At 68.7% G+C, this 23874-nt stretch carries 22 protein-coding genes; 14 read left to right on the forward strand and 8 right to left on the reverse strand.

Annotation, left to right across the window (positions count from 1 at the left end; all coding sequences use genetic code 11):
- Positions 1 to 75: 75 nt before the first annotated feature.
- A complete protein-coding gene (locus VKQ35_RS08630) occupies positions 76 to 1845 on the forward strand; it encodes an oligopeptide:H+ symporter (RefSeq protein WP_324360566.1) in 1770 nt (589 codons plus the stop codon).
- Here the strand turns inward: VKQ35_RS08630 and VKQ35_RS08635 are convergent.
- Both VKQ35_RS08635 and VKQ35_RS08640 read right to left on the reverse strand, forming a co-directional pair.
- The gene (locus tag VKQ35_RS08635; protein ID WP_324360568.1) at positions 1842 to 3728 is read right to left on the reverse strand and encodes a TonB-dependent receptor plug domain-containing protein; all 1887 of its coding nucleotides are present in this window, start codon (positions 3726 to 3728) and stop codon (positions 1842 to 1844) included. The two genes, VKQ35_RS08630 and VKQ35_RS08635, sit on opposite strands and share 4 nt — an antisense overlap.
- A 253-nt stretch (positions 3729 to 3981) precedes the next feature.
- On the reverse strand, positions 3982 to 6042 hold the full coding sequence (locus tag VKQ35_RS08640) for a TonB-dependent receptor plug domain-containing protein (RefSeq protein ID WP_324360570.1): 2061 nt from the start codon (positions 6040 to 6042) through the stop codon (positions 3982 to 3984).
- A gap of 248 nt (positions 6043 to 6290) precedes the next feature.
- On the opposite strand from VKQ35_RS08640, the gene VKQ35_RS08645 reads away from it, so the two are divergent.
- Entirely contained in the window at positions 6291 to 7178 is an 888-nt protein-coding gene (locus VKQ35_RS08645; RefSeq protein ID WP_324360572.1) for a PhzF family phenazine biosynthesis protein, read from the forward strand.
- Here VKQ35_RS08645 and tldD read toward each other — a convergent pair.
- From tldD to VKQ35_RS08660, 3 genes are read right to left on the reverse strand one after another with little or no spacing between them, the layout of a single operon-like run.
- Complete coding sequence (gene tldD, locus VKQ35_RS08650; protein ID WP_324360574.1) at positions 7175 to 8605, reverse strand: metalloprotease TldD; 1431 nt, start codon at positions 8603 to 8605, stop codon at positions 7175 to 7177. The two genes, VKQ35_RS08645 and tldD, sit on opposite strands and share 4 nt — an antisense overlap.
- Positions 8606 to 8657: 52 nt before the next feature.
- Positions 8658 to 9614 (reverse strand): hypothetical protein, encoded by a 957-nt coding sequence (locus VKQ35_RS08655; RefSeq protein ID WP_324360576.1) that lies wholly within the window; start codon positions 9612 to 9614, stop codon positions 8658 to 8660.
- A 52-nt stretch (positions 9615 to 9666) separates the two neighbouring features.
- Entirely contained in the window at positions 9667 to 10032 is a 366-nt protein-coding gene (locus tag VKQ35_RS08660) for a DUF3140 domain-containing protein (RefSeq protein ID WP_324360578.1), read from the reverse strand.
- Between the two features lie 260 nt (positions 10033 to 10292).
- On the opposite strand from VKQ35_RS08660, the gene coxB reads away from it, so the two are divergent.
- The 10 genes from coxB to VKQ35_RS08710 all read left to right on the forward strand — a co-directional run bounded on the left by coxB (position 10293) and on the right by VKQ35_RS08710 (position 19718).
- Positions 10293 to 11282 carry a cytochrome c oxidase subunit II gene (gene coxB / locus VKQ35_RS08665; protein WP_324360580.1) on the forward strand — a complete coding sequence of 330 codons (990 nt, stop codon included), beginning with the start codon at positions 10293 to 10295 and terminating at the stop codon, positions 11280 to 11282.
- Between the two features lie 17 nt (positions 11283 to 11299).
- Positions 11300 to 12958: a cytochrome c oxidase subunit I gene (gene ctaD / locus VKQ35_RS08670; RefSeq protein ID WP_324360583.1), complete on the forward strand. Its 1659-nt coding sequence runs from the start codon at positions 11300 to 11302 to the stop codon at positions 12956 to 12958.
- A gap of 84 nt (positions 12959 to 13042) precedes the next feature.
- Positions 13043 to 14053, forward strand: a complete 1011-nt coding sequence (gene cyoE / locus VKQ35_RS08675; RefSeq protein ID WP_414692327.1) for a heme o synthase — start codon at positions 13043 to 13045, stop codon at positions 14051 to 14053.
- On the forward strand, positions 14050 to 14202 hold the full coding sequence (locus VKQ35_RS08680) for a hypothetical protein (RefSeq protein WP_324360587.1): 153 nt from the start codon (positions 14050 to 14052) through the stop codon (positions 14200 to 14202). Before cyoE ends, VKQ35_RS08680 begins: the two co-directional genes overlap by 4 nt.
- Positions 14203 to 14221: 19 nt before the next feature.
- Positions 14222 to 14767 (forward strand): cytochrome c oxidase assembly protein, encoded by a 546-nt coding sequence (locus VKQ35_RS08685; protein ID WP_324360589.1) that lies wholly within the window; start codon positions 14222 to 14224, stop codon positions 14765 to 14767.
- Between the two features lie 128 nt (positions 14768 to 14895).
- On the forward strand, positions 14896 to 15774 hold the full coding sequence (locus tag VKQ35_RS08690) for a cytochrome c oxidase subunit 3 (RefSeq protein ID WP_324360591.1): 879 nt from the start codon (positions 14896 to 14898) through the stop codon (positions 15772 to 15774).
- Between the two features lie 163 nt (positions 15775 to 15937).
- Entirely contained in the window at positions 15938 to 16291 is a 354-nt protein-coding gene (locus VKQ35_RS08695; protein ID WP_324360593.1) for a DUF983 domain-containing protein, read from the forward strand.
- Positions 16284 to 17048: an SURF1 family protein gene (locus VKQ35_RS08700; RefSeq protein ID WP_324360595.1), complete on the forward strand. Its 765-nt coding sequence runs from the start codon at positions 16284 to 16286 to the stop codon at positions 17046 to 17048. The genes VKQ35_RS08695 and VKQ35_RS08700 overlap by 8 nt, the downstream gene beginning before the upstream one ends.
- Entirely contained in the window at positions 17048 to 18439 is a 1392-nt protein-coding gene (gene thrC / locus VKQ35_RS08705; RefSeq protein ID WP_324360598.1) for a threonine synthase, read from the forward strand. The genes VKQ35_RS08700 and thrC overlap by 1 nt, the downstream gene beginning before the upstream one ends.
- 70 nt (positions 18440 to 18509) lie before the next feature.
- Positions 18510 to 19718, forward strand: coding sequence for a pitrilysin family protein (locus VKQ35_RS08710; RefSeq protein WP_324360694.1), 1209 nt, complete (start codon positions 18510 to 18512; stop codon positions 19716 to 19718).
- A gap of 9 nt (positions 19719 to 19727) precedes the next feature.
- On the opposite strand, the gene VKQ35_RS08715 is transcribed toward VKQ35_RS08710, so the two are convergent.
- Both VKQ35_RS08715 and VKQ35_RS08720 read right to left on the reverse strand, forming a co-directional pair.
- Positions 19728 to 20042: a transcriptional regulator gene (locus VKQ35_RS08715; RefSeq protein WP_324360600.1), complete on the reverse strand. Its 315-nt coding sequence runs from the start codon at positions 20040 to 20042 to the stop codon at positions 19728 to 19730.
- A 3-nt stretch (positions 20043 to 20045) separates the two neighbouring features.
- A complete protein-coding gene (locus tag VKQ35_RS08720; RefSeq protein ID WP_324360602.1) occupies positions 20046 to 20705 on the reverse strand; it encodes a hypothetical protein in 660 nt (219 codons plus the stop codon).
- 129 nt (positions 20706 to 20834) lie between these two features.
- On the opposite strand from VKQ35_RS08720, the gene VKQ35_RS08725 reads away from it, so the two are divergent.
- Both VKQ35_RS08725 and VKQ35_RS08730 read left to right on the forward strand, forming a co-directional pair.
- Positions 20835 to 21446 carry a GNAT family protein gene (locus VKQ35_RS08725; protein WP_324360604.1) on the forward strand — a complete coding sequence of 204 codons (612 nt, stop codon included), beginning with the start codon at positions 20835 to 20837 and terminating at the stop codon, positions 21444 to 21446.
- A gap of 101 nt (positions 21447 to 21547) precedes the next feature.
- Positions 21548 to 23215 (forward strand): bifunctional diguanylate cyclase/phosphodiesterase, encoded by a 1668-nt coding sequence (locus VKQ35_RS08730; RefSeq protein WP_324360606.1) that lies wholly within the window; start codon positions 21548 to 21550, stop codon positions 23213 to 23215.
- Here the strand turns inward: VKQ35_RS08730 and VKQ35_RS08735 are convergent.
- On the reverse strand, positions 23212 to 23775 hold the full coding sequence (locus VKQ35_RS08735) for a YqgE/AlgH family protein (protein WP_324360608.1): 564 nt from the start codon (positions 23773 to 23775) through the stop codon (positions 23212 to 23214). The two genes, VKQ35_RS08730 and VKQ35_RS08735, sit on opposite strands and share 4 nt — an antisense overlap.
- Between the last annotated feature and the right edge of the window lie 99 nt (positions 23776 to 23874).

Here is a 23874-nt window from a genome sequence, read left to right on the forward strand (position 1 = left end):
TTTCTCGATCACAATCGTGACGGCGCGCGCCTAAGGGGGCGGCGGGCCCACTGTCAGAGCCAAGGGCCACGCTTCATGGACATCGTCATCGTCGCCGGCCTGGTTGTCGCCGCGGCGACCTCCATCCCGGTCATTCTGCAGCTGCGTCAGCATCCGCGGGGCCTGCGCATCCTGTTCTTCGCCGAGATGTGGGAGCGCTTCTCCTACTACGGCATGCGGGGCCTGCTGATCTTCTACCTCACTCAGCATTTCCTGTTTCAGGACAAGGCGGCGGCGGCCGAGTACGGGGCCTACACGTCGCTGGTCTATCTGCTGCCGGTGATCGGCGGGGTGATCGCCGACCGCTATCTGGGCGCGCGCAAGGCGGTGGCGTTCGGCGCCCTTCTGCTGGTGGCCGGGCACATGGCCATGGCGATCGAGGCCAAGCCCGCGACCCAGGAGCTGAGGTACGCCGGCGTGACCTATGAGTTCCAGGTCACTGGGCGGGCCGCCTCGCGCGACGTGAAGCTGCTGGTCGCCGGCCAGCCCTATGCCTATGGGCCCGCCGCCGACGGCGGCCTCGAGATCAAGGGCCTGCCGGCCGGCGCGCCGCTGCCGGCGCATCTGCCGAAGGGTGACTATCAGCTCAGCGTCAACCAGGGCGGGCCGTTCGGCGAGAACATCCTGTTCCTGGCGCTGGCCCTGATCATCATGGGCGTGGGCTTCCTGAAGGCGAACATCTCCGCCATCGTCGGCCAGCTCTACAAACAGGAAGACCCCCGGCGCGACGCGGGCTTCACCCTCTACTACTTCGGCATCAACCTGGGATCCTTCCTGGCCTCCATCGCCTGCGGGTGGCTGGGGCAGACCATCGGCTGGTGGGCCGGCTTCGGTGCGGCCGGCGTCGGCATGGCGTTGGGCTGGGTGGTCTTCGTGCTGGGCAAGCCGATGCTCGACGGCCATGGCGAACCGCCGGACGCCGCGGCGCTCGCCAAGCCCCGCGTGGGGCCGCTGAACGCCGAGTGGCTGATCTATATCGGCGGCGTCGCCGGCGTGGCGGTGATCTGGTTCGTGGTGCAGAGCTTCGCGGTGGTGAGCGCCATGCTGGGCGTCGGCGCGGCAGTCGTGCTGGCCTATCTCGGCTGGTACATGGCCACAAAGGCGGACAAGGTCGAGCGCGACCGGCTGATCCTGGCTATCTGGCTGATCCTGGCCTCGGTGGTGTTCTGGGCGCTCTACGAACAGGGCGGCTCCTCGCTCAGCCTGTTCGCCGAGCGCAACACCGACCTGCACCTCTACGGCGACCAGTACATGAAGCCGGCCCAGGCGCAGTCCTTCCAGTCCGGCGGCATCCTGATCCTGGCCCCGGTGATGGCCGCGCTGTGGACCTGGCTCGGCAAGTTCGGGCGCGACCCGAACCCGGTGTTCAAGTTCGGCGTCGGCCTGGCGATGATCGGGGCCAGCTACTTCGTCCTGATCCTGGGCGGCCGGTTCGCCGGCCCGGACTTCAAGGCGCCGCTGATCTTCCTGGCCGGCGCCTACCTGATGCAGACCACGGGCGAGATGTGCGTCTCGCCGGTCGGCCTCTCGCAGATGACCAAGCTCGCCCCGCCGCTCTTGATCTCGACCCTGATGGCCACCTGGTTCCTGGGCACCGCCGGCGCCCAGTTCGTGGCCGCCAAGATCGCGCAGCTGACGGCCTCCGACACCATCGGCGGCCAGGTGCTCGACGCCGGCAAGGCGCTGGCCACCTACAGCCACGTCTTCGGCGTCATCGGCCTCTGGGGTCTGGGCGCGGGCGCGGTGATGCTGGTGCTGTCGCCGTGGCTGAAGAAGCTCGCCCACGGCGCGGGCGGGATAGGTTAGACCCCGAACAGCTTGCGCACGCGCACCGAGAACACCCGGCTCGGCTGCTCGCTGCGCGCCTGGATGAGCGCGAGCGTCGAGAGGTTGCGCGGGCCGCCGAAGTTGTCGTCGAAGCGCTTGAACGAGCGGCTGACGGCGTTGTCGACCTCGAAGCGCCATTGCAGGTCGGGCCGGGGTTTCCACTCCAGGAACGGGTCGAGCTGGCTCTCGTATTTGCGGGTCTCGATGACGTTGAAACGATAGTAGCGCTCGCGTTGCTGGCCGTAGAGGTCGACGCCCCAGTCCATGTGGCGCACCGGCAGGTCCTGGGTGAAGTGCAGGTCCCAGTCCACCGGATGCAGGCCGCTGATCTCGCGCGGGGCGTGGGTGGTCGGGTCGGTCACCTGGCTCTGGCGCCAGGTGCTGTTGGCCAGGAACCGGCCGCCCTTGATCCCCAGCTTGTCGAGCGGGACCGTCAGGTTGAGGCTTTCCTCATCCTTGGTCCCGTCGCCGATGTTGGCCGGGGCGTCGAAGACCCCGGTGCCGACGCCGAAGATCGGGGCCCGGTCCACCGCCTGGCTGATGTCCGTATGGCGAAGCGTGATCACCGCCGAGCCGCGGCCCCAGAAGCGGCGCTCGAAGGCGATCTCGCTGATCAGGTCCTGCTCGGGCACCAGCTTGGGATTGCCCACCGTCACCACGCCCGCCGAGAAGGAGGTCGAGGCCACGAAGGATCCGAAGTCGAGCTGGCCCACGGACCGTTCGAACCGCACGCGCACCTGGGTGTCGGCGTCCGGCGACCAGGTCAGGAGCGCCCGGGGCTTGGTGTAGTAGAGCGTCTTCGACTGCACCACGTCGCCGGTCGAGGCGATGTTGGAGCCTTCCTCACGCACCCCGCCCTCGGCGGTGATGGTAGGCGTCACCTGCCAGACCACCTTGCCGAACAGCTCGCCGCGCTTTTCCTCCACATCGACATTGGCGGCCGGCAGGGGGACGGCGGCCCCGTTGTCGGCGAAGCGGATGCGGTTGGAAAAGGTGTTGTCGGCCGCCTCGCCGCCCAGCTCCCAGGAGAGCTTCAGCGTCTGCTGGAACTTCAAGACGGCGCGGGCGATGGATTCGGCGGTTGTGGTGTCCTGGTGGAAGATCTGGGTGTCGCCCGGCGCCAGGAAGCCATCGGCGTAGTGCTCGGTCCTGTCCTGGCGCAGCAGCACGGTTTCCAGGTTCGTCCGGCCGCCCAGCGCGTGGGTGTAGCGGGCGCCGAGTTCGCTCTGGAAGGCGTTGTCGTCCTGATGCTCCCGCGTCGTCTGGACGGTGGGGGTGATGAAGCTGTCGCTCTCGTTGGAGTCATAGGGGCCGGTGTTGATCCGGCCGTTCACCCGCAGCCGGCCGCCCAGCAGCGGCTCCTCGGCGGCGAGGTTCAGGGTGAAGGTCTGGCCCTCGCCCTGGGCGTGGATGTGGCCCTGGCTCTGCAGCTTGTGGCTGGGATCGAAGCTGGCGAAGCCGCCCTCGCCCTGGCCGCCGTCCTGGCCTTCGCCGATCAGGAGGCCGCCTTCCCAGGTTCCGGGGCCCAGCTTGCCGGACCCCTCGGCGCGGGCCGCCCAATATTCGCGGCCGTCGCCCAGGGATGTGCTCTGCGCGGCGAGCAGGCCATGGAAGGCGCCGCCGGTCTTGCGCACCACATTGGCGATCACCGTCTTGCCCTGCATGTCGATGCCGGGCGCGCCGCCGCGGATCACGTCGATATGGTCGATGGAGCTGGCCGGAATCCGGTAGAGCAACTGGTCGAGGGTGTCGGTCTTGGTCGCCGGGCGCTGGCCGTCGATCAGCACATTGCCCGCCGCGCCCTCGTAGCCGCGCACGCCGGAGCCGGCGTCGAGCGTGAAGCCCGGCAGGCGGTTGACCATCTCCTGCGCATTGGCCGGTCCGTAGGCGGCGAAGAAGGACGGATCGTAGCGGGTGACGCCCTCGGTCGGCGCCGCGGGCTCGGCCTGGCCGGCCGCCGCCGGCGCCGCGACCGCGCCGGCCGGCAGGGGCGCGGGCGGTGTGGCGGGCTGGACGGCGGCTGCGGCGGCCTGGGCGAGAATGATCAGCAGCTTAGAGATGGCCTATCCCCCAGGGTTCCCGGCGTCCCCGCCGGGGCGTCGGTCCTAAGTTCGTCTAGTTTCCAAAGGTCTTGCGCAGGCGCAGGTAGAAGATCCGGCCGGGCTTGTAGGTCTTCTGCTCGACGGTCGAGAGGCCGGTCAGATTGCGCGGCCCGTCCCAGTTCTCGTAGACGTGCTTGAACGGCCGGGCGGTGACGTTGTCCAACTCGATGCGGAAGCTGAGCTTGGGGTTCGGCTTGAACTCCCAATAGGGCGTCACATAGGTCTGCAGCTTGTCGATCTCGATCTGGTTGAAGCGGTAGTAGCGCTGCTGCCAGCCGCCGAACATGTCGACGCCGTAGATCACCCGGCCCACCGGCTGGCTGAAGTGGAAGTCCCAGTCGTTGGGATGCTGGCCGCTGATCGGCCGCGGCGTGTGGGTGGTCGGGTCGATCACCTGCGACAGGCGGCGCGTATAGTCGCCGCGAATCTGCGCGCCCTTCAGGCCGATCTTGTCCAGCGGCACGGTGAGGTTGACCGCGAAGTCGTCCTCGGTCCCGTCGCCGATGTTGGCCGGGGAGTCGAAGGCCTGCCCGCCCGGCGAGATGACCGGGGCGCGGTCGATGACGTCGGTGATCTGCAGGTGGCGGGCGGTCAGCGTCAGGCCGCCGCTGCCCAGGAAGTGCTGCTCGAGCGCGATCTCGCTCGCCCAGTCCTGCGACGGGACCAGGTTGGGGTTGCCGGCGGCGATGGTGCCGGTGGCGAGCGAGCTGGAGGCGACGAACGAGCCGAAGTCGAGCTGGCCCACCTCGCGCTCGTAGCGGAACCGCACCTGGGTGTCGGCGGAAGGCGCCCAGGTCACCAGGATGCGGGGCTTGGTGTAGTAGAGGGTCTTCGAAAGGGTCACGTCGCCGGAGGACTCGATCTGCGAGCCCTCTTCGCGCACCGCGCCCTCGACGGTGATCGTCGAGAAAGGCCGCCAGACCGCCTTGCCGAAGGCCTCGCCGCGCTTCTCGTCCACCATGACGTCGGCGGCCGGCACCTGCTGGAAGGCGCCGTTGTCGGTGAATCGCAGGTGGTTGGTGAGCGCGTTGTAGGCCCCTTCCGCTCCGGCTTCCCACGACAGCGCCGGGGTCTGCTGGAACTTCACCACCCCGCGCAGGATGGTCTCCGACGTGTCGGTGGCCTGTTTGAAGACCTGGGCGTCGGTCGGGTTGTTGAAGGTGTCGGCGTAGCGCTCGCGCTGGTCTTGGCGCAGGGCCACGATCTCGATGCCGGTCCGGGCGCCGAACGGGCGGTTGTAGCGGATGCCGACCTCGCTCTGGGCCTTGTTGTCGTCCTGGTGGTCGTGCTCGGTGTGGCTGTCGGGGAACTGGGTCGTGTCGAGTTCGGAGCTGTCGTAGGCTTGGCCGAACAGGCGCGCGTTGATCCGCAGGCTGCCTTCGCCAAGCGGCGCCTCGGTGGCGCCGGTCGCCACCTGCTGGGTGCCCCAGCCCTGGCTGTGGATGTGGCCCAGCAGCTTTGGCGTGCCGTCGCCGTTGGCGATCCGCCGCGCGCCGTCGCCATAGCCGTCGTCGACGAAGCCGGAGACCGTCAGGCCGCCTTCCCAGGTCCGCGCGCCGACCTGGCCGGAGCCTTCGATGCGCAGGGTGTGGATGCTTCGCCCGTCGCTGTCGTGCTGGTCGGCGAAGTGAAAGATGCCGCGCGCGCCGTTCTGGCGCTTGGTGATGACGTTGGCGATCACCGTCTTGCCCTGCATGTCGATGCCGGGCGCGCCGCCGCGGATCACGTCGATGCGCGCCACGTGGGTGGCCAGCATCCGCTGCAGGATGGAATCGATGCCCTCGGTCTTCACCGCGGGGCGGCGGCCGTCGATCAGGACGTTGCCTGCCGCGCCCTCATAGCCGCGCACGCCCGAGCCGGTGTCCAGCGCGAAGCCCGGCAGGCGGTTGACCATGTCCAGCGCGGTGTTCGGATGGACGTCGGTGAAGAATTCCGGCGCGTAGCTGACCACGCCCGCCTGGGCCGGGGCCTGGACTGCAGCCGGTGTCGGGGCCTGAGGCCCAGAGGCCGCGGGCGGGATCGCCGCGGGCGCCGCAACGGCCGCCACCGCCTGCGCCAATACAAACAGAAACATCCAACCGGCTCCCCAGAAACCGGGGTCAACTGGCCCGCGCCGGGCGGCTTGCGCCAATTAAATGCCCGTAATCCTGGGTTAAATCGCGGAAAGGTTTCGCGGCGACATCTGCCAAGGCACGGAATTTACGGGAGTAATGTTTCGTCGGTGAAAGTTTCTAGGCGCAACCTTAGAAATTAGTCACTTGGCTAATTTCCCAACCTCTGCGAGGAAATCGCCAAGATTCGCCGACCCGTCCCGAGGGCGCCATGCCGACCTACGACTTCGTCACGCTCGACGTGTTCACCGACCGCCCGTTCGGCGGCAATCCGCTGGCGGTGTTTCCCGACGCGCGCGGCCTGACCGACGCCCAGATGCAGTCGCTGGCCGCGGAGTGGAACCTGTCGGAGACGACCTTCGTCCTGCCGCCATCCGACCCGGCCAACACCGCTCGCGTGCGGATCTTCAACCGCACGGCCGAGATGCCGTTCGCCGGGCATCCCAACGTCGGCACGGGCTTTGTGCTCGCCGGCCTGGGTCGCGGGCAGGGCGATGTGTTGAGGTTCGAGGAGATCGCGGGCCTGGTGGAGGTTCGCGTGGCCCGCGACGGCTCAGGCGGCTTAACCGGAGCCGTCATCGACGCGCCGCGCGCCCTGGTGACCGGGCCGCAACTTACCGCCGCGCAAGCCGGCGCCTGCGTCGGACTGGCCGCCTCGGACTTCGTGACCGCCAGCCACCCGCCGGTCCAGGCGTCGCTCGGCATCGACTTCTTCTTCGCCGAGGTGACCGCCGACGCGCTCGGCCGCTCAGGTCCAGATCTGGCGGGCTTCCGCAAGACCGCGGCGGAGACCGACACTGGCAGCGACCGCCTCTCGCTCTTCCTCTATGTCCGTGACGGTCAGAAGCTCCGCGCCCGAATGTTCGCCCCGCTCTCCGGCACCTTCGAGGACGCCGCCACCGGCAGCGCCAGCGCCACGGTGGGCGCGCTCCTGCTGTCGCTGTCGGCGGACGCGGAGGGGCGCTACGAGATCACGCAGGGTGTCGAGATGGGCCGCCCAAGCCAGCTGAACGTCACCGCCCGCCGCGCGCCGGATGGCGTCCGCGCCTCCGTCGGCGGCAGCTGCGCCCCGATGTTCCGGGGTACCGTGGAGCTCTAGAGGCTCGTTCCGCCGACCGTCAGGCCGGTGATCTTCAGCGAGGGCTGACCGACGCCGACCGGCACGCTCTGGCCGGCCTTGCCGCAGACGCCGACGCCGTTGTCGAAGCAGAAGTCGTCGCCGATCATGGTCACCCGCGTCAGGGCGGAGGGGCCGTCGCCGATCAGGGTCGCGCCCTTCACCGGCGTCGTCACCTTGCCGTCCTCGATCAGGTAGGCCTCGGTGCACTGGAAGACGAACTTGCCGTTGGTGATGTCCACCTGGCCGCCGCCGAAGTTGGCGCAGTAGAGCCCGCGCTTGGTGGAGGCGATCATCTCCTCGCGGGGCGTGTCGCCGCCCATCATGCCGGTGTTGGTCATCCGCGGCATGGGCAGGTGCGCATAGGATTGCCGCCGCCCGTTGCCGGTGGCCTGCAGGCCCATCAGCCGGGCGCTCATCCGGTCGTGCATGTAGCCGACCAGGATGCCGTCCTCGATCAGCACCGTGCGGCCGGTGGGCGTGCCCTCGTCGTCGATGGTCAGCGATCCGCGGCGATCCTGGATCGCGCCGTCGTCGAAGACCGTGACGCCGGGCGCCGCCACCCGCTCGCCGATCCGGCCGGAGAAGGCCGAGGTGCCCTTGCGGTTGAAGTCGCCCTCCAGGCCGTGTCCCACCGCCTCGTGCAGCAGCACACCGTTCCAGCCGGGTCCCAGCACCACGTCCATCTCGCCGGCCGGGCAGGGGACCGCGTCGAGGTTGACCAGCGCCTGGCGCAGCGCCTCCTCGGCCTGCTCGCGCCATTTGTCTGGGGTGATCCAGGTCTCGAAGCCGGCGCGGCCGCCGGCGCCGGAGTAGCCGCTCTCGCGCTTGCCGTCGCGCTCGACGGTGAGCTGGATGTTGATGCGGGCGAGCGGGCGCACGTCGCGCAGCAGCCGGCCGTCGGCGCGCAGGATCTCCAGCGTCCGCCGCTCGCCGGCCAGCGAGGCCATCACCTGCACCACACGCGGGTCGCGGGCGCGGCACCAGGCGTCGATCTCCTGCAGCAGGGCGACCTTGTCGGAGAAGTCGGGCGAGGCCAGCGGGTCGTCCTCGCCATAGAGCTTGGCGTTGGTGGCGCGGGGGCCTTCCGCCGCCACGCCGGAATAGCCGCGCTTGGCCAGCGCCGCCGACTGGCCCGCGCGGCGGATCGCGGCCTCGGAGATTTCGCTGGCGTGGGCGTAGCCCGCCGTCTCGCCGGCCACCACGCGCAGGCCGAAGCCTTCGGTGGCGTCGAAAGCCGCCGACTTCAGCCGCCCGTCGTCGAACAGGAAGCTCTCGCTCTCGCTGCGCTCGACGAACAGTTCGCCGTCGTCGGCGCCGGCGAGCGCCTCGCCCAGGATCTCCTCGGCGCGTTTGGGATCGACCCCGGCGGAATCGAGGATGGAGGGCGTCGGCGTGTGAGCGTTCATGCCGAGAAGATAGGGAGGCCGGCGCCCCGCGTCATCCCTGGAAAGCCTGTGGCTATTTCCCCGCGGCCTGGGTTTGGGCTGCGATCCGTTCGTCGTGCCGCGCGCCGGCCAGGATGCCGGGCAGAGCGTAGTTGCCTTCGTGGCAGGCGAATTCGAACAGCGGGCCTTTGTCGGCCCGAAACACCAGCTGAGCGCGCCAGGGCCGGCTATAGATCGCCGGGTCCTCCACGCTGAAGTCGTAGACGATCTCCCCGGCCGAAACGCGGGTGAACCGCTCCGTGACCTTCGCGTCCTTCGAGATGTAGAGCGGCTGCGGTGTCTTGAACGATTCGCCGGGGTTGAGGTTGGTGGTTTCCACCACGAGAGTTCGGCCTTCCCAGTGTCCGACCGAATCGCCGGCCCATGGCCGGATGACCGGCGGCGGGTGGCCGGCCGCGCCCAGCCGGATGATCCGCGGATCCCGCCCGGACTCCATGCGGATGGCCACGAAGTCGCGGGTCTGGACGATCTGATAGTGGCTGTTGTCCCAGTGCGGCATCATCGGCACGCTGGAGGAACTGGACCCGCCCATCAGGCAGCGCTCGGTGCTCGGCCGGTCCTCGGGATTGTCGAAGCCGCTGACGCGGGTCTTGAGCTTCGCCTCCATCAGCGCGCGCCCGGCGGGGGTGTAGGGCAGCTTGCCGTCGGCCGGCTCGACGATCATGGCGGTGTGGATCTGGCCGCCGATGCGGATCATCGGTCCGCCGTATTCCCACCACTCGGTCTGCCGCCCGCCGATGGTGTCGATGTCGGCGGCGTTGAACGCCTGCGGGTTGGCGGCTTCATAGGCCTTCGCCCTGGCCTCGGTCGTGGTCGGTCCGTCGAAGGCGGCGGGCCGCTCGATGGGGGTGACGGTGACGTTGGTCCAGAGGCCACTGAGGTCCGCAGGCTGAGGCTTGTCACGCGCCAACGCCTGGCCGCTCACGAGGGTGGCGGCGGCGAGCAACAGCACGGCAGCCTGGAGTCTCATGACGCATTCGTCCCCCGAACCGCGTTCGCCTGACAGTGCACATTTTTGATGGTCAGGTCTCGCGCCGTCCGCGCAGCGGGTCGTGGCCCCAGTTCATCAGGCTCCAGCGCCAGCGGGTGTTGGTGATGTCTCCGCCCAGTCTTTCGGCGGCCGGCCGTTGGGCCAGATGGCGGCGGCAATAGCCGATCACCTTCTTCATGTGGGCGTAGTCGGCGTCGGTCAGGTCGTCGATCGGGGTCGCCCGAATGCTGAGAATCCGGCGGGCCGACTGGCGGCCGACCGATTCCGTCTCACCGCGCCGGACCATGCCGACGCGCTGGCTCTCGGGGCGCTTCAGCCAGGCCTTCAGCTCCGCCGGCTCGAGGTTCACCAGCGAGTCGAAATCCTCGCGGATGGCCCGTTCGTGATCTGGGCTCAAGTGCATCGGCCTCCTTCGAACATGAGTCGGCGAAACAGGCCCGCAAAGCCGGCGCTTCCCCTTCTTTCGGCCTCGGCGGCGGGTGTCCGGCCTTGGTGGGCGCATGGGGGCGGCTTGGCGGCTTGGCAAGCCCAAGGGATGCGCGTATGCACCCGCGATGAAGGGCTAAGACGGCGCGCGAGCGTCCGTGCGCGCCGTTCTGTACTGTCGGCCAAATCGCCAGAGTCGCGATGCGGGCCGGCCAGCCAGACCGAGGGGACATGCAGTCTAGGTTTCAGGGGATGCGGGCGCTGACGGCAGGGATCGCCACAGGCGCGATGACGATGTTCTGGGGCGCGTCAGCGCTGGCGGACGAAGTGATCGGTCAGCCGATCGACAAGGCGATCGGCATGAGCGCCGGCGTCACGCCGCTGAAGAAGGACGCCATCTTCTTCCACAACATGATCCTGCTGCCGATCATCACGGTCATCACGCTGTTCGTGCTGGCGCTCTTGCTGTGGATCATCTTCCGCTACAACAAGCGCTCGAACCCGGTGCCGGCCAAGTGGAGCCACAACACGCCGCTGGAGGTGATCTGGACGTTGGTTCCAGTGCTCATCCTGGTGGTGATCGCGGTCTTCTCGTTCAAGCTTTTGTTCGAGTACCACGACATGCCCAAGCCCTACATGACCGTGAAGGCCACGGGCTATCAGTGGTACTGGGGCTACGAATATCCCGACCAGAAGATGCCGGAGTACATCTCCAACATCCTGCCTGAGGACAAGGCCAAGGCGGCCGGCGTTCCCTACAAGCTCGCCACCACTGCGCCCCTGGTGGTGCCGGTCAATCAGGTGGTCCAGATCCTCACCACCGGCTCCGACGTAATCCACGCCTGGGCCGTGCCCTCGTTCGGCGTGATCATGGACGCCGTGCCCGGGCGGCTGAACTCCACCTGGTTCAAGGTCGACCGCATCGGCACCTACTACGGCTCGTGCCGCGAGCTCTGCGGCGTCGACCACGCCTTCATGCCCATCGAGGTGAAGGTGGTCAGCCAGGCCGATTTCGACGCCTGGGTGCTGTCGAAGAAGGGCGTGCCGATCGGCTCCGCTCCGTCGCCCGCGCCCGCCGCCGCCGCTCCGGCCGCCGGCGCCGCGGCCACGCCCGCTTCGGCGACGGCTCCGGCCGCGCCGGGCCCCGCTGCGTCCGCGCCCGCTGCGCCGGCCGCGCCCGCCACCACCAAGCCCGCGGCTCCGGCCGCGGCCCCGCATTGATCTAGGATAAGCGTAAGATGGCCTACGGCTCCCACGCTCAAGACACCCACGACAGCCACGATCACAAGCCGGGTTTCGTCACCCGCTGGCTGTTCTCGACCAACCACAAGGACATCGGCACCCTCTACATCCTGTTCGCCATCATGGCGGGCCTGGTGGGCGGCGCGCTGTCCGGCCTGATCCGCTGGGAGCTCTACGAGCCCGGCATCCAGATCTTCCAGCCGCACAGCTGGATCGCCCAGCTCGGGCTGATCGAGGGCTCCAAGCACGGCTACAACGTGGTGGTCACCGCCCACGCCCTGATCATGATCTTCTTCATGGTCATGCCGGCGATGATCGGCGGGTTCGGCAACTGGTTCGTGCCGATCATGATCGGCGCGCCCGACATGGCCTTCCCGCGGATGAACAACATCTCGTTCTGGCTGCTGGTCGCCTCGTGGATCATGCTGTGCACGTCGATGTTCGTGGACGGCGGACCGGGCCGCGGCTTCGGCGGCGGCTGGACCATGTACGCGCCGCTCTCGACCTCAGGTCACACAGGCCCGGCGATGGACTGCGCGATCCTGTCGATCCACCTGGCCGGCGCGAGCTCGATCCTGGGCGCCATCAACTTCATCACCACCATCTTCAACATGCGCGCGCCGGGCATGACCCTGCACCGCATGCCCCTGTTCGTCTGGTCGATCCTGGTGACGGTGTTCCTGCTGCTGCTCTCGCTGCCCGTGCTGGCCGGCGCGATCACCATGCTGCTCACCGACCGCAACTTCCACACCCACTTCTTCGATGCGGCCGGCGGCGGCGACCCGGTCATGTACCAGCACCTATTCTGGTTCTTCGGCCACCCCGAGGTCTACATCCTGATCCTGCCGGGCTTCGGCATGATCAGCCACATCGTCTCCACCTTCAGCCGCAAGCCCGTGTTCGGCTATCTCGCCATGGCCTACGCCATGGTGGCGATCGGCTTCATCGGCTTCCTGGTGTGGGCGCACCACATGTTCACCACCGGCATGAACGTGAACCTGACGGCCTATTTCGTGGCGGCCACCATGGTCATCGCCGTGCCCACGGGCGTGAAGGTGTTCAGCTGGATCGCCACCATGTGGGGCGGCTCCATCGACTTCAAGACGCCCATGCTGTGGGCGATCGGCTTCATCTTCCTGTTCACGCTGGGCGGCGTCACCGGCGTGGTGCTGGCCAATGCCGGCGTCGACTACCAGTTCCAGGACACCTACTACGTGGTGGCCCACTTCCACTATGTGCTGAGCCTGGGCGCGGTGTTCGCGATCTTCGCGGGCTTCTACTACTGGTTCGAGAAGATGTGGGGCGTGAAGTACCGCGAGTGGCTGGGCGCGCTGCACTTCTGGATCACCTTCGTCGGCGTGAACGTGATCTTCTTCCCCCAGCACTTCCTGGGCCTGCAGGGCATGCCGCGCCGCTACGTGGACTATCCGGAGGGCTTCGCCTTCTGGAACAAGGTGTCCTCGATCGGCTACGCGATCACCCTCGTCGGCGTCGGCGTCTTCATCCTGGTGCTCATCGACGCCATGGTCTTCCGCCGCAAGGCCGAGGCCAATCCCTGGGGCGAGGGCGCCACGACCCTGGAATGGACGCTGCCTTCGCCGCCGCCGTTCCACCAGTTCAACGAACTGCCGGTGGTCACCGCCGACAGCCACTAGGCGGCAGACTCCGACAAGACCTAGAGGGGGCGCGGATCCTAGGGTTCGCGCCCCCTGATCATTTGAGAGTAGACTTCCATGGCCATGACCGAGGCCGTCTCCACCGCCGTGAAGCCCAAGGCCGCCAAGGCGCCCGCGCGCTGGCAGGACTTCGTGCAGTTGATGAAGCCGCGCGTGATGTCGCTGGTGGTGTTCACCGCGCTCACCGGCATGGTCTGCGCCGGCGCGCGCGTGAACCCGATCCTGGGGGCGATCGCCATCCTCTGCATCGCGGTCGGGGCCGGGGCCTCGGCGGCGCTGAACATGTGGTACGACGCCGATATCGACGCCCAGATGCGCCGCACGCGGGGCCGCCCGGTGCCGGCCGGCCGGGTCCAGGGCGCCGACGCGCTGGCGTTGGGCGTGGTGCTGTCGATGTTCTCGGTCATGCTGATGGGCATGGCGCTGAACTGGCTGGCGGCGGGCCTGCTGGCCTTCACCATCTTCTTCTATGCGGTCGTCTACACGATCTGGCTGAAGCGCTCGACGGCGCAGAACATCGTGATCGGCGGCCTCGCCGGCGCGCTCCCGCCAGTGATCGGCTGGGCGGCGGCCTCGGGCTCGGTTCCGCTGAACGCCTGGCTGCTCTGCGCGATCATCTTCATGTGGACCCCGCCGCACTTCTGGGCGCTCAGCCTCTACACCAGCGAGGACTACAAGAAGGCCGGCGTGCCGATGATGCCGATCGTCGCCGGCGCGGCCTCGACCCGCAAACAAATCCTGATCTACAGCCTGCTCTTCACCCCGCTCTGCCTGGTCCCGGCCTTCACGGGCCTCGGCGGCGTCGGCTATCTCGGGGTGGCGGGCCTGGGCGGGCTGGTCTTCGTGCTGCTGGCCGTGCGCCTCGCCCGCAGTCAGGCCGGCGATGCGGGGCGCCAGCGCAACGCGGATTCTGCTCCGGGGGGTCTTTACGACGTGCGCGCCGGCGCCAAGGACGCGCGAAATCTGTTCGCCTTCTCGATCCTCTATCTCACCCTGCTGTTCGCCACCCTGCTGGTCGAGCACCTGATGGGCGCCACGCCGCTCGCCCTGTTCTCCTGGAAGCTGCCGTCATGAGCGATCCCGGCCGTGAGTCCCAGGTGGAGGCGAAAGCGCGGCGTGGCCGCAATATCGCCTTGGCCCTGGGGTTGGTGATCTTCGTCGTACTGGTTTTCGTGGTCACCATCGTGCGTCTGGGCGCCAGTGTCGCAAAACAACCCTTCTGACCCGCCTCACCGCAAGCGGTTGAGCAAGAACGCCGCGGTCGTTCTCGCTTGCGGCGTGACCTTCGTCGCCATGGTCGGCGCGGCCTACGCCTCGGTGCCGCTCTACCGCGCCTTCTGTCAGGTGACCGGCTACGGCGGGACGGTGCGCAAGGCCGAGGTGAAACCCGGCACGGTGCTGGACCAGACCCTCTTGGTGCGCTTCGACACCAATGTGCGGGGCCTGCCCTGGGACTTCACCGCCGAGCAGACCGACCAGACGGTCCGGATCGGCGAGACCAAGGTCGCGGTGTTCAAGGTGACCAATCACGCCGACCATCCGGTGACCGCGCGCGCGGTGTTCAACGTCGCGCCGGACCAGGCCGGGGTCTATTTCCGCAAGCTCTCCTGCTTCTGCTTCTCCGACCAAACGGTGGCCGCGGGCGCGACGGTGGAGATGCCGGTGCTCTATTTCGTCGACCCGAAGTACGCCTCGGACTTCGAGACCAGGGGCGGCAAGGTGCTGACGCTCTCCTACACCTTCTTCCCGGCGACGGACGTGAAGCAACCGGCCAAGGCCGCCGACTGAATTCGAGGGCGTTTCCCCTTGGCGGAGGCCGCGCGGCGGGGCTATAGCGTGACGCGAACCGGTCTTGATGCGTGGGCGAGTCCCGCGCAGGTTTGACCGCGCGTTTTTTGAGGGACTTGGGACCACCGATGGCCGCAGGCGTGAAGCACGACTACCACCTGGTCAATCCGTCGCCCTGGCCGCTGATCGGCTCGATCTCGGCCGTGGCGATGGCGATGGGCGGCATCGCCTGGATGAAGGGCCTGTTCGGCCTGCCGGCGCACACCTCCTGGCTGTTCTTCCTGGGTCTGGCGGGCGTGCTGTTCACGATGATCGTCTGGTGGCGCGACGTTGTGATTGAGGCCAACGAGGGCGACCACACGCCGGTCGTCTCCATCGGCCTGCGCTACGGCATGATCCTGTTCATCGCCTCGGAAGTGATGTTCTTCGTCGCCTGGTTCTGGATCTTCTTCGAGATGGCGCTGTTCCATCACGTGCGCGGCGACGCGGGGTCCTCGATCGACGAGGTCAGGACCGCCTGGGCGACCTGGCCGCCGCATGGCGTCGAGACGGTGCCGGCCTTCCAGCTGCCGCTGGTCAACACGCTCACCCTGCTGCTCTCCGGCACCACGGTCACCTGGGCGCACCACGCGCTGCAGGTGGGCGACCGCCGGGGCGCCAAGATCGGCCTTTTCCTGACCATCTGCCTGGGCGTGCTGTTCACCTCGATCCAGGCCTACGAGTACAACCACATCCTCGAGCACCACTATTTCTTCGGCGGCGAGGGCGCGGCGAACTCCGGCCTCTACGGCTCGTCCTTCTTCATGGCGACCGGCTTCCACGGCTTCCACGTGCTGATTGGGACGATCTTCCTGTCGGTCTGCCTGGCGCGGCTGCTGGCCGGCGGCTTCACGCCGCAGAAGCACTTCGGCTTCGAGGCGGCCGCCTGGTACTGGCACTTCGTCGACGTGGTGTGGCTGTTCCTGTTCGCCTTCATCTACGTGATCTTCGGAGCTCACGGCGGATAGCGCGCCGGATTTGAAGTTCGCCTCGCTTGGGGTCGCGCGCCGAGCGAACTTCAAATCCAAGAGGCGCGCTATAAGCTTTGACAGGCTAGTGTCCTTTTCGCTTCCGAAGTTCGTCGGAGCCTTCCACATGCGCATGCGAACTTCGGAAGCGGGACACTAGGCAATGGCGAAGCCCAATCCTCTGCTGTCTGGGGCAGCCGGCCGCTGCCCCAACTGCGGAGAGGGCCATCTCTTCGAGGGGTTCCTGACGGTCTCGAAGGTGTGCGAGGCCTGCGGCTTCGACCTCGCCGCGGCCGACAGCGGCGACGGGCCCGCGGTCTTCGTGATCCTGATCGCCGGCCTGATCACCGCCTTTGGCGCCCTCTTCACCATGTTCGCCATCCGCTCGGTCTGGCTGACGCTGGTGATCTGGCTGCCGTTGACGCTGATCCTCGTCCTGATCCTGCTGCGCCCCATGAAGGGGCTGATGCTGGCCGCCCAGTTCATGAACAAGGCGAGCCAAGCCACCCATGACTGAGAGCTGGGAGCCGCAGGTCGCGCCGCGCGCCGCGCGGCCGGCGCCGAAGGGCTTTCCGGTCGGCCTGACCATCGCGGCCGCCATCGCCTTTATCATCCTGATCGGCCTGGGCGGCTGGCAGCTATGGATCAGGCTGCCCCAGAAAGAGGCGCTGTTGGCCGGGATCGCGCGCGCCGAGGCCGCAAAGCCGGTTCCCCTGGAGCCGGTCTTGGATGGGGTCGCCTTCGGGCGGAAGGAAGAATACACCCGGGTCAAGGTGGTCTGCCGAGGGCTCGCGCGGGCGCCAGCGCTGGAGCTCTACGATCTGCGCGATGGACAGATGGGCTCTCGGCTGATCTCGGCCTGCCATGTCGTGACCGGCTACTACAACTCGATCCTCGTGGACCGCGGCTTCATCCCCGGGACGGTGATCTACCGTCCCTTGCCAGACACGACCAACCTTGACCCCGTGGAAGTGACCGGCGTCTTGCGCAAAGGCGACAAGGGCAACTTCATGACCCCGCCGGCCACACCCACGCGCTGGTACCTGCACGACGCCAAGGCCATGGCCGCAGCCCTCCACGCCGACCCACCGGTCGCGCCACTGTTTCTGATGGCCGAGACCTCGACCAATCCAGACTTCAAGGCTCTGGTTCCGGCGCCGTTCGCGCTGAACGTACCGAACAACCACCTCCAGTACGCGCTCACCTGGTTCGGCCTTGCGGGTGCGCTCGCCGGTGTCTATGGCGCGGCGGTCTTTAAGCGGATGAGGGGTTGATGCGCTACGTCTCCACGCGCGGTGAGGCGCCACACGTGGGCTTCGTCGACGCCGTCCTGGGCGGCCTCGCCCCCGACGGCGGGCTCTATTTGCCGCAGGCTTGGCCGCGGATCGGCGCCGCCGAAATCGCCGCCTTCGCCGACATGCCCTACGCCGAGGTCGCCGCCCGGGTGATCGGCGCCTTCGCCGACGGCGAGATCGCGCGCGCCGACCTCCTGGAGATGTGCCGCGAGGCCTACGCCAGCTTCACCCACGCCGCCACCGTGCCGCTGGTCCAGCTCTCGCCGGGCGTCTTCCTGGCCGAGCTGTTCCATGGCCCCAGCCTCGCCTTCAAGGACGTGGCGATGCAGATCCTGGCCCGACTCTACGACCACCTGCTGGGCGGCCAGGGCCGCAGCCAAACGATCCTCTGCGCCACGTCCGGCGACACCGGCGGCGCGGCAGTCGAGGCCTTTCGCGGCGCCAGGAACGTCAGGGTCGTGGTGCTCTTCCCCGAGGGGCGGATCAGCGAGGTGCAGCGCCGCTTCATGACCACGGCGACCGAGGCCAACATCGCCTGCGTGGCGGTGAAGGGCTCCTTCGACGACTGCCAGGCCATCGTCAAGAACGCCTTCCAGGACCAGAGCCTGCGCCAAGCGGTCGACCTCTCCGGCGTCAACTCGATCAACTTCGCCCGCATCGCCGCCCAGGCGGTCTACTATTTCACCACCGCCGCGGCGCTGGGCGCGCCGACGCGGGAGGTCTCCTTCGCGGTGCCCTCGGGTAATTTCGGGGACGCCTTCGCGGGCTATGTGGCGCACCGCATGGGCCTGCCGATGGGCAGGATCCTGGTCGCCACCAACGCCAACGACATCCTGGCCCAGACCTTCGAGACCGGCCGCTACGCGCGCGGCAAGCTCACGCCGACCATCTCGCCGGCCATGGACATCCAGTCGGCGTCCAATTTCGAGCGGCTCTATTTCGAAAGCGTCGAGCGCGAGGCCACCGAGACCGCGCGCGCCTTCGAGGCCTTCGCCAAGTCGGGCGCCATCGAGGTCCCGCCCAAGGCGTTCGCCGCGATGCGCGAGCTGTTCCGCGGCGCGGGGGTCAGCGAGGCCGACACGGCCCGCGCCATCGTCTCGACGCTCAACGAGACCGGCCAGCTCGTCGATCCGCACACCGCGGTCGCGCTCTCGGCGGTGCGCCGCGCCAAGGACCTGCAAGGGCCCGTGGTGGTGATGTCCACCGCGCACGCCGCCAAGTTCCCGGAAGCGGTCGGCAAGGCCAGCGGGGTTACGCCCAGTCTGCCCCGCGGCGTCGCCGATCTGGCCGCGCGGCCCGAGCGCTTCGACCGCCTGCCGGCGGAGGCGGAGACCATCAAGGCCTACGTCCGCGCCTTTTCGGAGGGCTGAGGCCATCGCGCCCCCAACGACGCCTAAGGTCCATACCCTCGCCAACGGCGTGCGCGTGGTCTGCGACCCCATGCCGGGCCTGCAGACGGTGGCGCTGTCGGTGGTCGCCGGACGTGGCGCCCGGGCGGAAGATGTGGCCCGCTCCGGCTGGTCGCACCTCCTGGAGCACATGGTGTTCAAGGGCGCGGGCGGGCGCTCGGCGCGTCAGATCGTCGAGGTCATCGAGGCCCAGGGCGGCAACATCAACGCCGCCACCGGCTATGAGCGCACCAGCTTCCAGGTCCGCGCGCTGGCCGGCGGCCTGGACCTGGGCTGCGCGGTCCTGGCCGACCTCGTGCAGCGCCCGGCCATGGACGCCGGGGACCTCGCCAAGGAAAAGCAGGTGGTGGCTCAGGAGATCGCCGAGGCCGCCGATGCGCCGGACGACCTGGTCTTCGAGCTCGCCCAGACCGCGGCCTTCGACGGCCAGCCGCTCGGCCGCCCGATCCTGGGGACGCCGCAGTCCATCGGGACCACGACGCCGGACACGCTCAACACCTGGCGCGCCAGCCTCTATGGGCCGCAGACCCTGGTGGTCAGCGCCGCCGGCGCCGTCGACGAGGACGAGCTGCTGCGGCTCGCCGAGCGCGACTTTGGCGAGGCCGCCGGAACCGCGCCCGCAGCCCTCGAACCCGCCGCCTTCGTTGGTGGCCAGCGGGCGGTCGCCAAGACCCTCGAACAGGCCAACCTGGTCCTGCTGCTGCCGGCGGTCGGCGTGCGGGACGAGGCCTATTTCGCGCTGCGCCTGCTGGCCGAGATCCTCGGCGGCGGCATGGCGTCGAGGCTCTTCCAGGAGGCGCGCGAGAACCGCGGCCTCGCCTACGCCATCGACGCCTATTCGGAGACCTACGCCGACACCGGCGTCCTCGGCGTCTTCGCCGGCTGCGCGGCCAGGGACGCCGCCGAACTGGCCCGCGTCGCGGCGGGCGAAATCGCCGGCATGCTCAAACCGGTCGGCGAGGCTGAACTCTCCCGCGCCAAGGCCCAGCTGAAGGGCGCCATGTTCATGGGCCGCGAAGGCGCGCTCGCCCGCGCCGAACAGGCCGCCGGCCAGGTCCTGCTGTTCGGCCGCACCCTCGATCCCCCAGACGTCGCCGCCGAGGTGGACGCGGTCACGCCCGCCGACCTGGTGAAACTGACCGAGAAGATCCTGGCGCGGAAGAAAGCCGCCGTCGCCGTCCTGGGCCCCAAGACCTCACTGAAGGCCGCCCCGGCGTTCGAAGCGGCGTTGTTCGGGTAAGGCGCGCCGCTAGCCCTGCGGCCCGATCAGCTTCCCAAGCGCCTCCAGATAGGCTGCGAAGGCCTTGCGGCCCACAGGCGTGATCCGCACCTGGGTGCGCGGCTTGCGGCCGAGGTAGCCCTTTTCGATGGCCACGTAGGCGGCTTCCTCCAGCTTGCGCAGCTGCACCGACAGGTTGCCCTGGGTGACCTCGAGGACCGCCTTCAGCTCGTTGAAATCGGCGATCTCGGCGTTGGCGAGATAGGCCATCACGCCCAGCCGCAAGCGGCCGTGGATGACCTCGTCGATCCGGTCGATGCCGAAGGGTGAGGGGGCGCCGGCCAAAGGTCAGGCGACTCCCGGCTGGCCGGGTTGCGCACGCCGCAGCATCCAAAGGCCCGGCAGCAGCATGAACAGGAACATGCCGGCCCCGGCCGTGGCGACGAAGCCGGCCATGTTGTCGATGAACAGCGCCATGCCCAGCCCGGTGACGAACCAGCCCAAGCCGACGATCGCCATCCAGCCGCGCCGCCGCAGCATGAAGGCGACCAGCCAGGCCATGCCCTGCAGCACCATCACCGCGCAGGGATAGATCAGCCAGATGGTGACGCTGTGCATCCGCCAGGCCACCGAGCCGATGATCAGCACCAGCGCCAGGTTGGTCAGGCCGACGGCCCCGAACACCGCACCCACCGCTTTCGAGGTCGCGTTGGCCACCGTCGCGGGCCCGTTGCGCCGGATGATCCAGACCAGCAGCGCCAGGAACACCACCGTCGGGCCCAGGCCGATGGCGAGGCCGCCGATCCCGGTGGCTGGCGTCAGGCCGATGAACTGGCCGGCGTGCAGCAGCATTTGCGCGCAATAGCAGAACCCCGCCGCCGAATAGGTCTCGCCGAACTGGCGCAGCCAGCGGTCGTCGGGCTCGACCAGGGCGCGCATGAAGGCGAGGTTGGCCCGAGCCTCGTGAATCTGGGCTTCGTCGAGGTGGGTGGCGTCCGCGGCGCTCATGGCGATGTTCCTTAGTCCGAGTCTTCAGGTGTGCTGATACATCGATAAGTCTATAATGTAAACTAGTCTGCAATTCTCGATTGAGCCCCGCCTTGCGGCGCGCCGGCAATTGGGCGAGTTTGCCGCTCCATGGCCCTGCTGGACTGGATCGCGCCGGAGAGCGGACTTCGCGTCGAGGGCGAGGGGATCAGCCTGCGCCCGCCCCGCGCCATGGACTACGCCGAATGGCGCGAACTGCGCGCCGTCAGCCGCAGCTTCCTGCAGCCCTGGGAGCCTACTTGGCCGGCCGACGACCTGGGCCGCGGCGCCTTCCGCCGGCGCCTCACCGCCTACGCCCGCGACCGCGAGGCCGGGGCCGCCTATCCGTTCTTCGTCTTCCGCCAGGAGGACGGCGCGCTGACCGGCGGCATCACGCTTTCCAACGTGCGCCGCGGGGTCGCCCAGATGGGCTCGGTCGGCTACTGGTGCGGCCGGCCCTACGCCCGCCATGGCCACACGCTGGCCGCCGTCCGCGCGCTTAGCGATTTCGCCTTCCGCACCCTTGGCCTGCACCGTCTGGAGGCCGCCTGCATCCCCGACAACGCCCCCTCGCGCAGCCTGCTTCGCCGGGCCGGTTTCGAGGAGGAAGGCTTCGCCAAGGCCTATCTGAAGATCAACGGCGTCTGGCGGGATCATGTCCTGTTCGGCTTGGTCTCGCCCTTCAAGCGGCCTGACGGCCCGGACGAGGGCGTGTCGGTCTGAACAGCAGCCTTCTGTAAACCTTAAGGCCCTAGGCTTGGGGTGTAGGTCTGGGCGCGCCTGAGTGGCGGGCTCCATTTGGCGGGACGTTTCTTCCTTTGGCGATGCCGAGCGACCGTTGGATGTGGGACGCCACCTCGACGCTGGAAGCGTTGGGCGCGGCCGACGTCGCCCTGTGGGTCTGGGAGCCGGAGAAGGACCGCATGCGGCTGACCGGCGCCACCCGCGCGCTGGGCCTGGGACCTTTGGCCCCCGACTGTTCTTCCGCGGCGCTTCGCGCGCTCGCGCTGCCGCAGGACCGCGCCTACGCCGAGGACATTCTGCGCGTGCAGGAGCCCGGAACCGAGGTCGCGGTCCGCATGCGCATGCGCGGCGCCGGCATCTCCATCTGGCGCGGCGTCTGGCTGGAGGAGGGTGTGCGCGCCGCCGGCGTGGTGGCGCCGGAGACCCGGTTCGCCGCCTCCGACCAGGACCTGCTGACGGGCCTGCTGGACCGCCGCAGCTTCATCACCCGCGCCCGCGAGCAGCTGCAGGTTCCCGGCCACTACGAACTGATCGTCGCCGACCTCGACCGCCTGCGCCGCCTGAACGAGGCTCTGGGCCACGAGCGCGCCGATCTGGTGCTGGCGGCGCTGGGGTCGCGCCTGGCCGCCGCCTTCCCAGCCGACGCCATCCTGGCCCGCATCGGCGAGGACGAGTTCGCCGCCATGGCGCTGGCCGGCGCCTCGCCGGGCGCCGAAATGCTGCGGCGCTCGCTGGAGCAGCCGCTGCGCGTGGCCGGCTTCGACATCCATCCGACGCTCTCGATCGGGGCGGTGGACGCCCATGGCGGGATCGACGCGCCGGAGGCCGCCGAGCTGCTGCGCCGCGCCGAACTGGCGGTGGAGTCCGCGAAGAGCCACGGCCGCGGCGGCGCCGCCGCCTATGGCCGCGGGCTGGAGAGCGACGGTCTGTCCCGGCTGGCGCTCGAGGGCGACCTGAAGGGTGCGCTCGGCCGTGGCGAACTGGTGCCGTTCTATCAGCCGATCGTGCGGCTCTCGACCGGCCACCTCTCCGGCTTCGAGGCCCTCGTCCGCTGGCGCCACCCGCGCCGTGGCCTGCTCATGCCCGACACCTTCCTGCCGCTCTGCGAGGAGATGGGCCTGATGGAAGAGCTGGGGGCGATGATGATGCGCACCTCGGCCAAGCAGCTTGCCGCCTGGCGCGCCAAGCACAAGGCCGCCGGCGAACTGACCGTCGCCGTTAACCTCTCGACCCACGAGATCGACCGCCCCGACCTGGTCTCCGACGTGGAAGCCATCCGCCGCGAAACCGGCCTGCCGCCCGGCGCTCTGAAGCTGGAAGTCACCGAAGGCGACGTGATGCGCGATCCGGAACGCGCCGCCGTCATTCTGGGCGAGCTGCGCGCGGCTGGCGCGGCGCTGGCGCTGGACGACTTCGGCACCGGCTTCTCGTCGCTCTCCTATCTGACCCGCCTGCCGTTCGACACGCTGAAGATCGACCGCTACTTCGTGCGCACCATGGCCACCAACGAGGGTTCGCTGAAGATCGTCTCATCGGTGGTGAAGCTCGGCCAGGACCTGAACTTGGCGATCGTCGCCGAAGGGGTCGAGAACGCCGGCATGGCCCGCCAACTGCAGTCGCTGGGCTGCGACTACGGCCAGGGCTTCGGCTACGCGCCGGCCCTCTCGGCGCAGGAAGCCGAGGTCTACCTCAACGAGAGCTACGTCGACGGCGCCGCCCCGGTTAAGGCCAAGGGAAGTCGGGGCTAGGCCCGGCCCGCCGCCGCGCTCAGCCGCTGCGGATCGACGCCCAGCTTGGCCAGCGCCTGACCCCATTTGCGCCCATAGTCGCGGCCGAAGATCAGCTCGTCGTCGGGATCGCAGGTCAGCCAGACGTTCTGCTTGAGCTCTTCCTCCAGCTGGCCTGCGCCCCAGCCGGCGTAGCCGAGCGCCAGCAGGCTCTTCGACGGCGCGCCATTGTGGCTGGCCATCGCCTCCAGCACCTCGCGGGTCGCGGTCAGGGCCACGCCCGGCGTCACGTCCAGGCTCGCCTCGCCCTCATAGTCGGTGGAATGCAGCACGAAGCCGCGCTCCTGCTCGACAGGTCCGCCCACGAGAACCAGGTCCGGCGGCAGGACGATGGTCGAGCTGATCTCCAGCCTGTCCAGCAGGTCCGGCACGGTCAGGCCCTCCACCGGGCGGTTCAGCGCCAGGCCCATGGCGTGCTCTTCGTCGTGGGCGCAGATCAGGATCAGGGCGCGCTCGAACCGGGGATCCGAGATTCCCGGCATGGCGATCAAGAGCTGACCGGAGAAGAAACCACCTTCCATGGCCTCGACATTTGACCTCCAACGTGACGCTTTCAAGGGGCGTTTGAGCGGGGACGCTTGCGGTGCGCGGAGATGACGCTATCTCCCTCTCACCCATCC

The sequence above is a fragment of the Phenylobacterium sp. genome (assembly GCF_035309685.1).
In the GTDB taxonomy this organism is placed as follows: domain Bacteria; phylum Pseudomonadota; class Alphaproteobacteria; order Caulobacterales; family Caulobacteraceae; genus Phenylobacterium.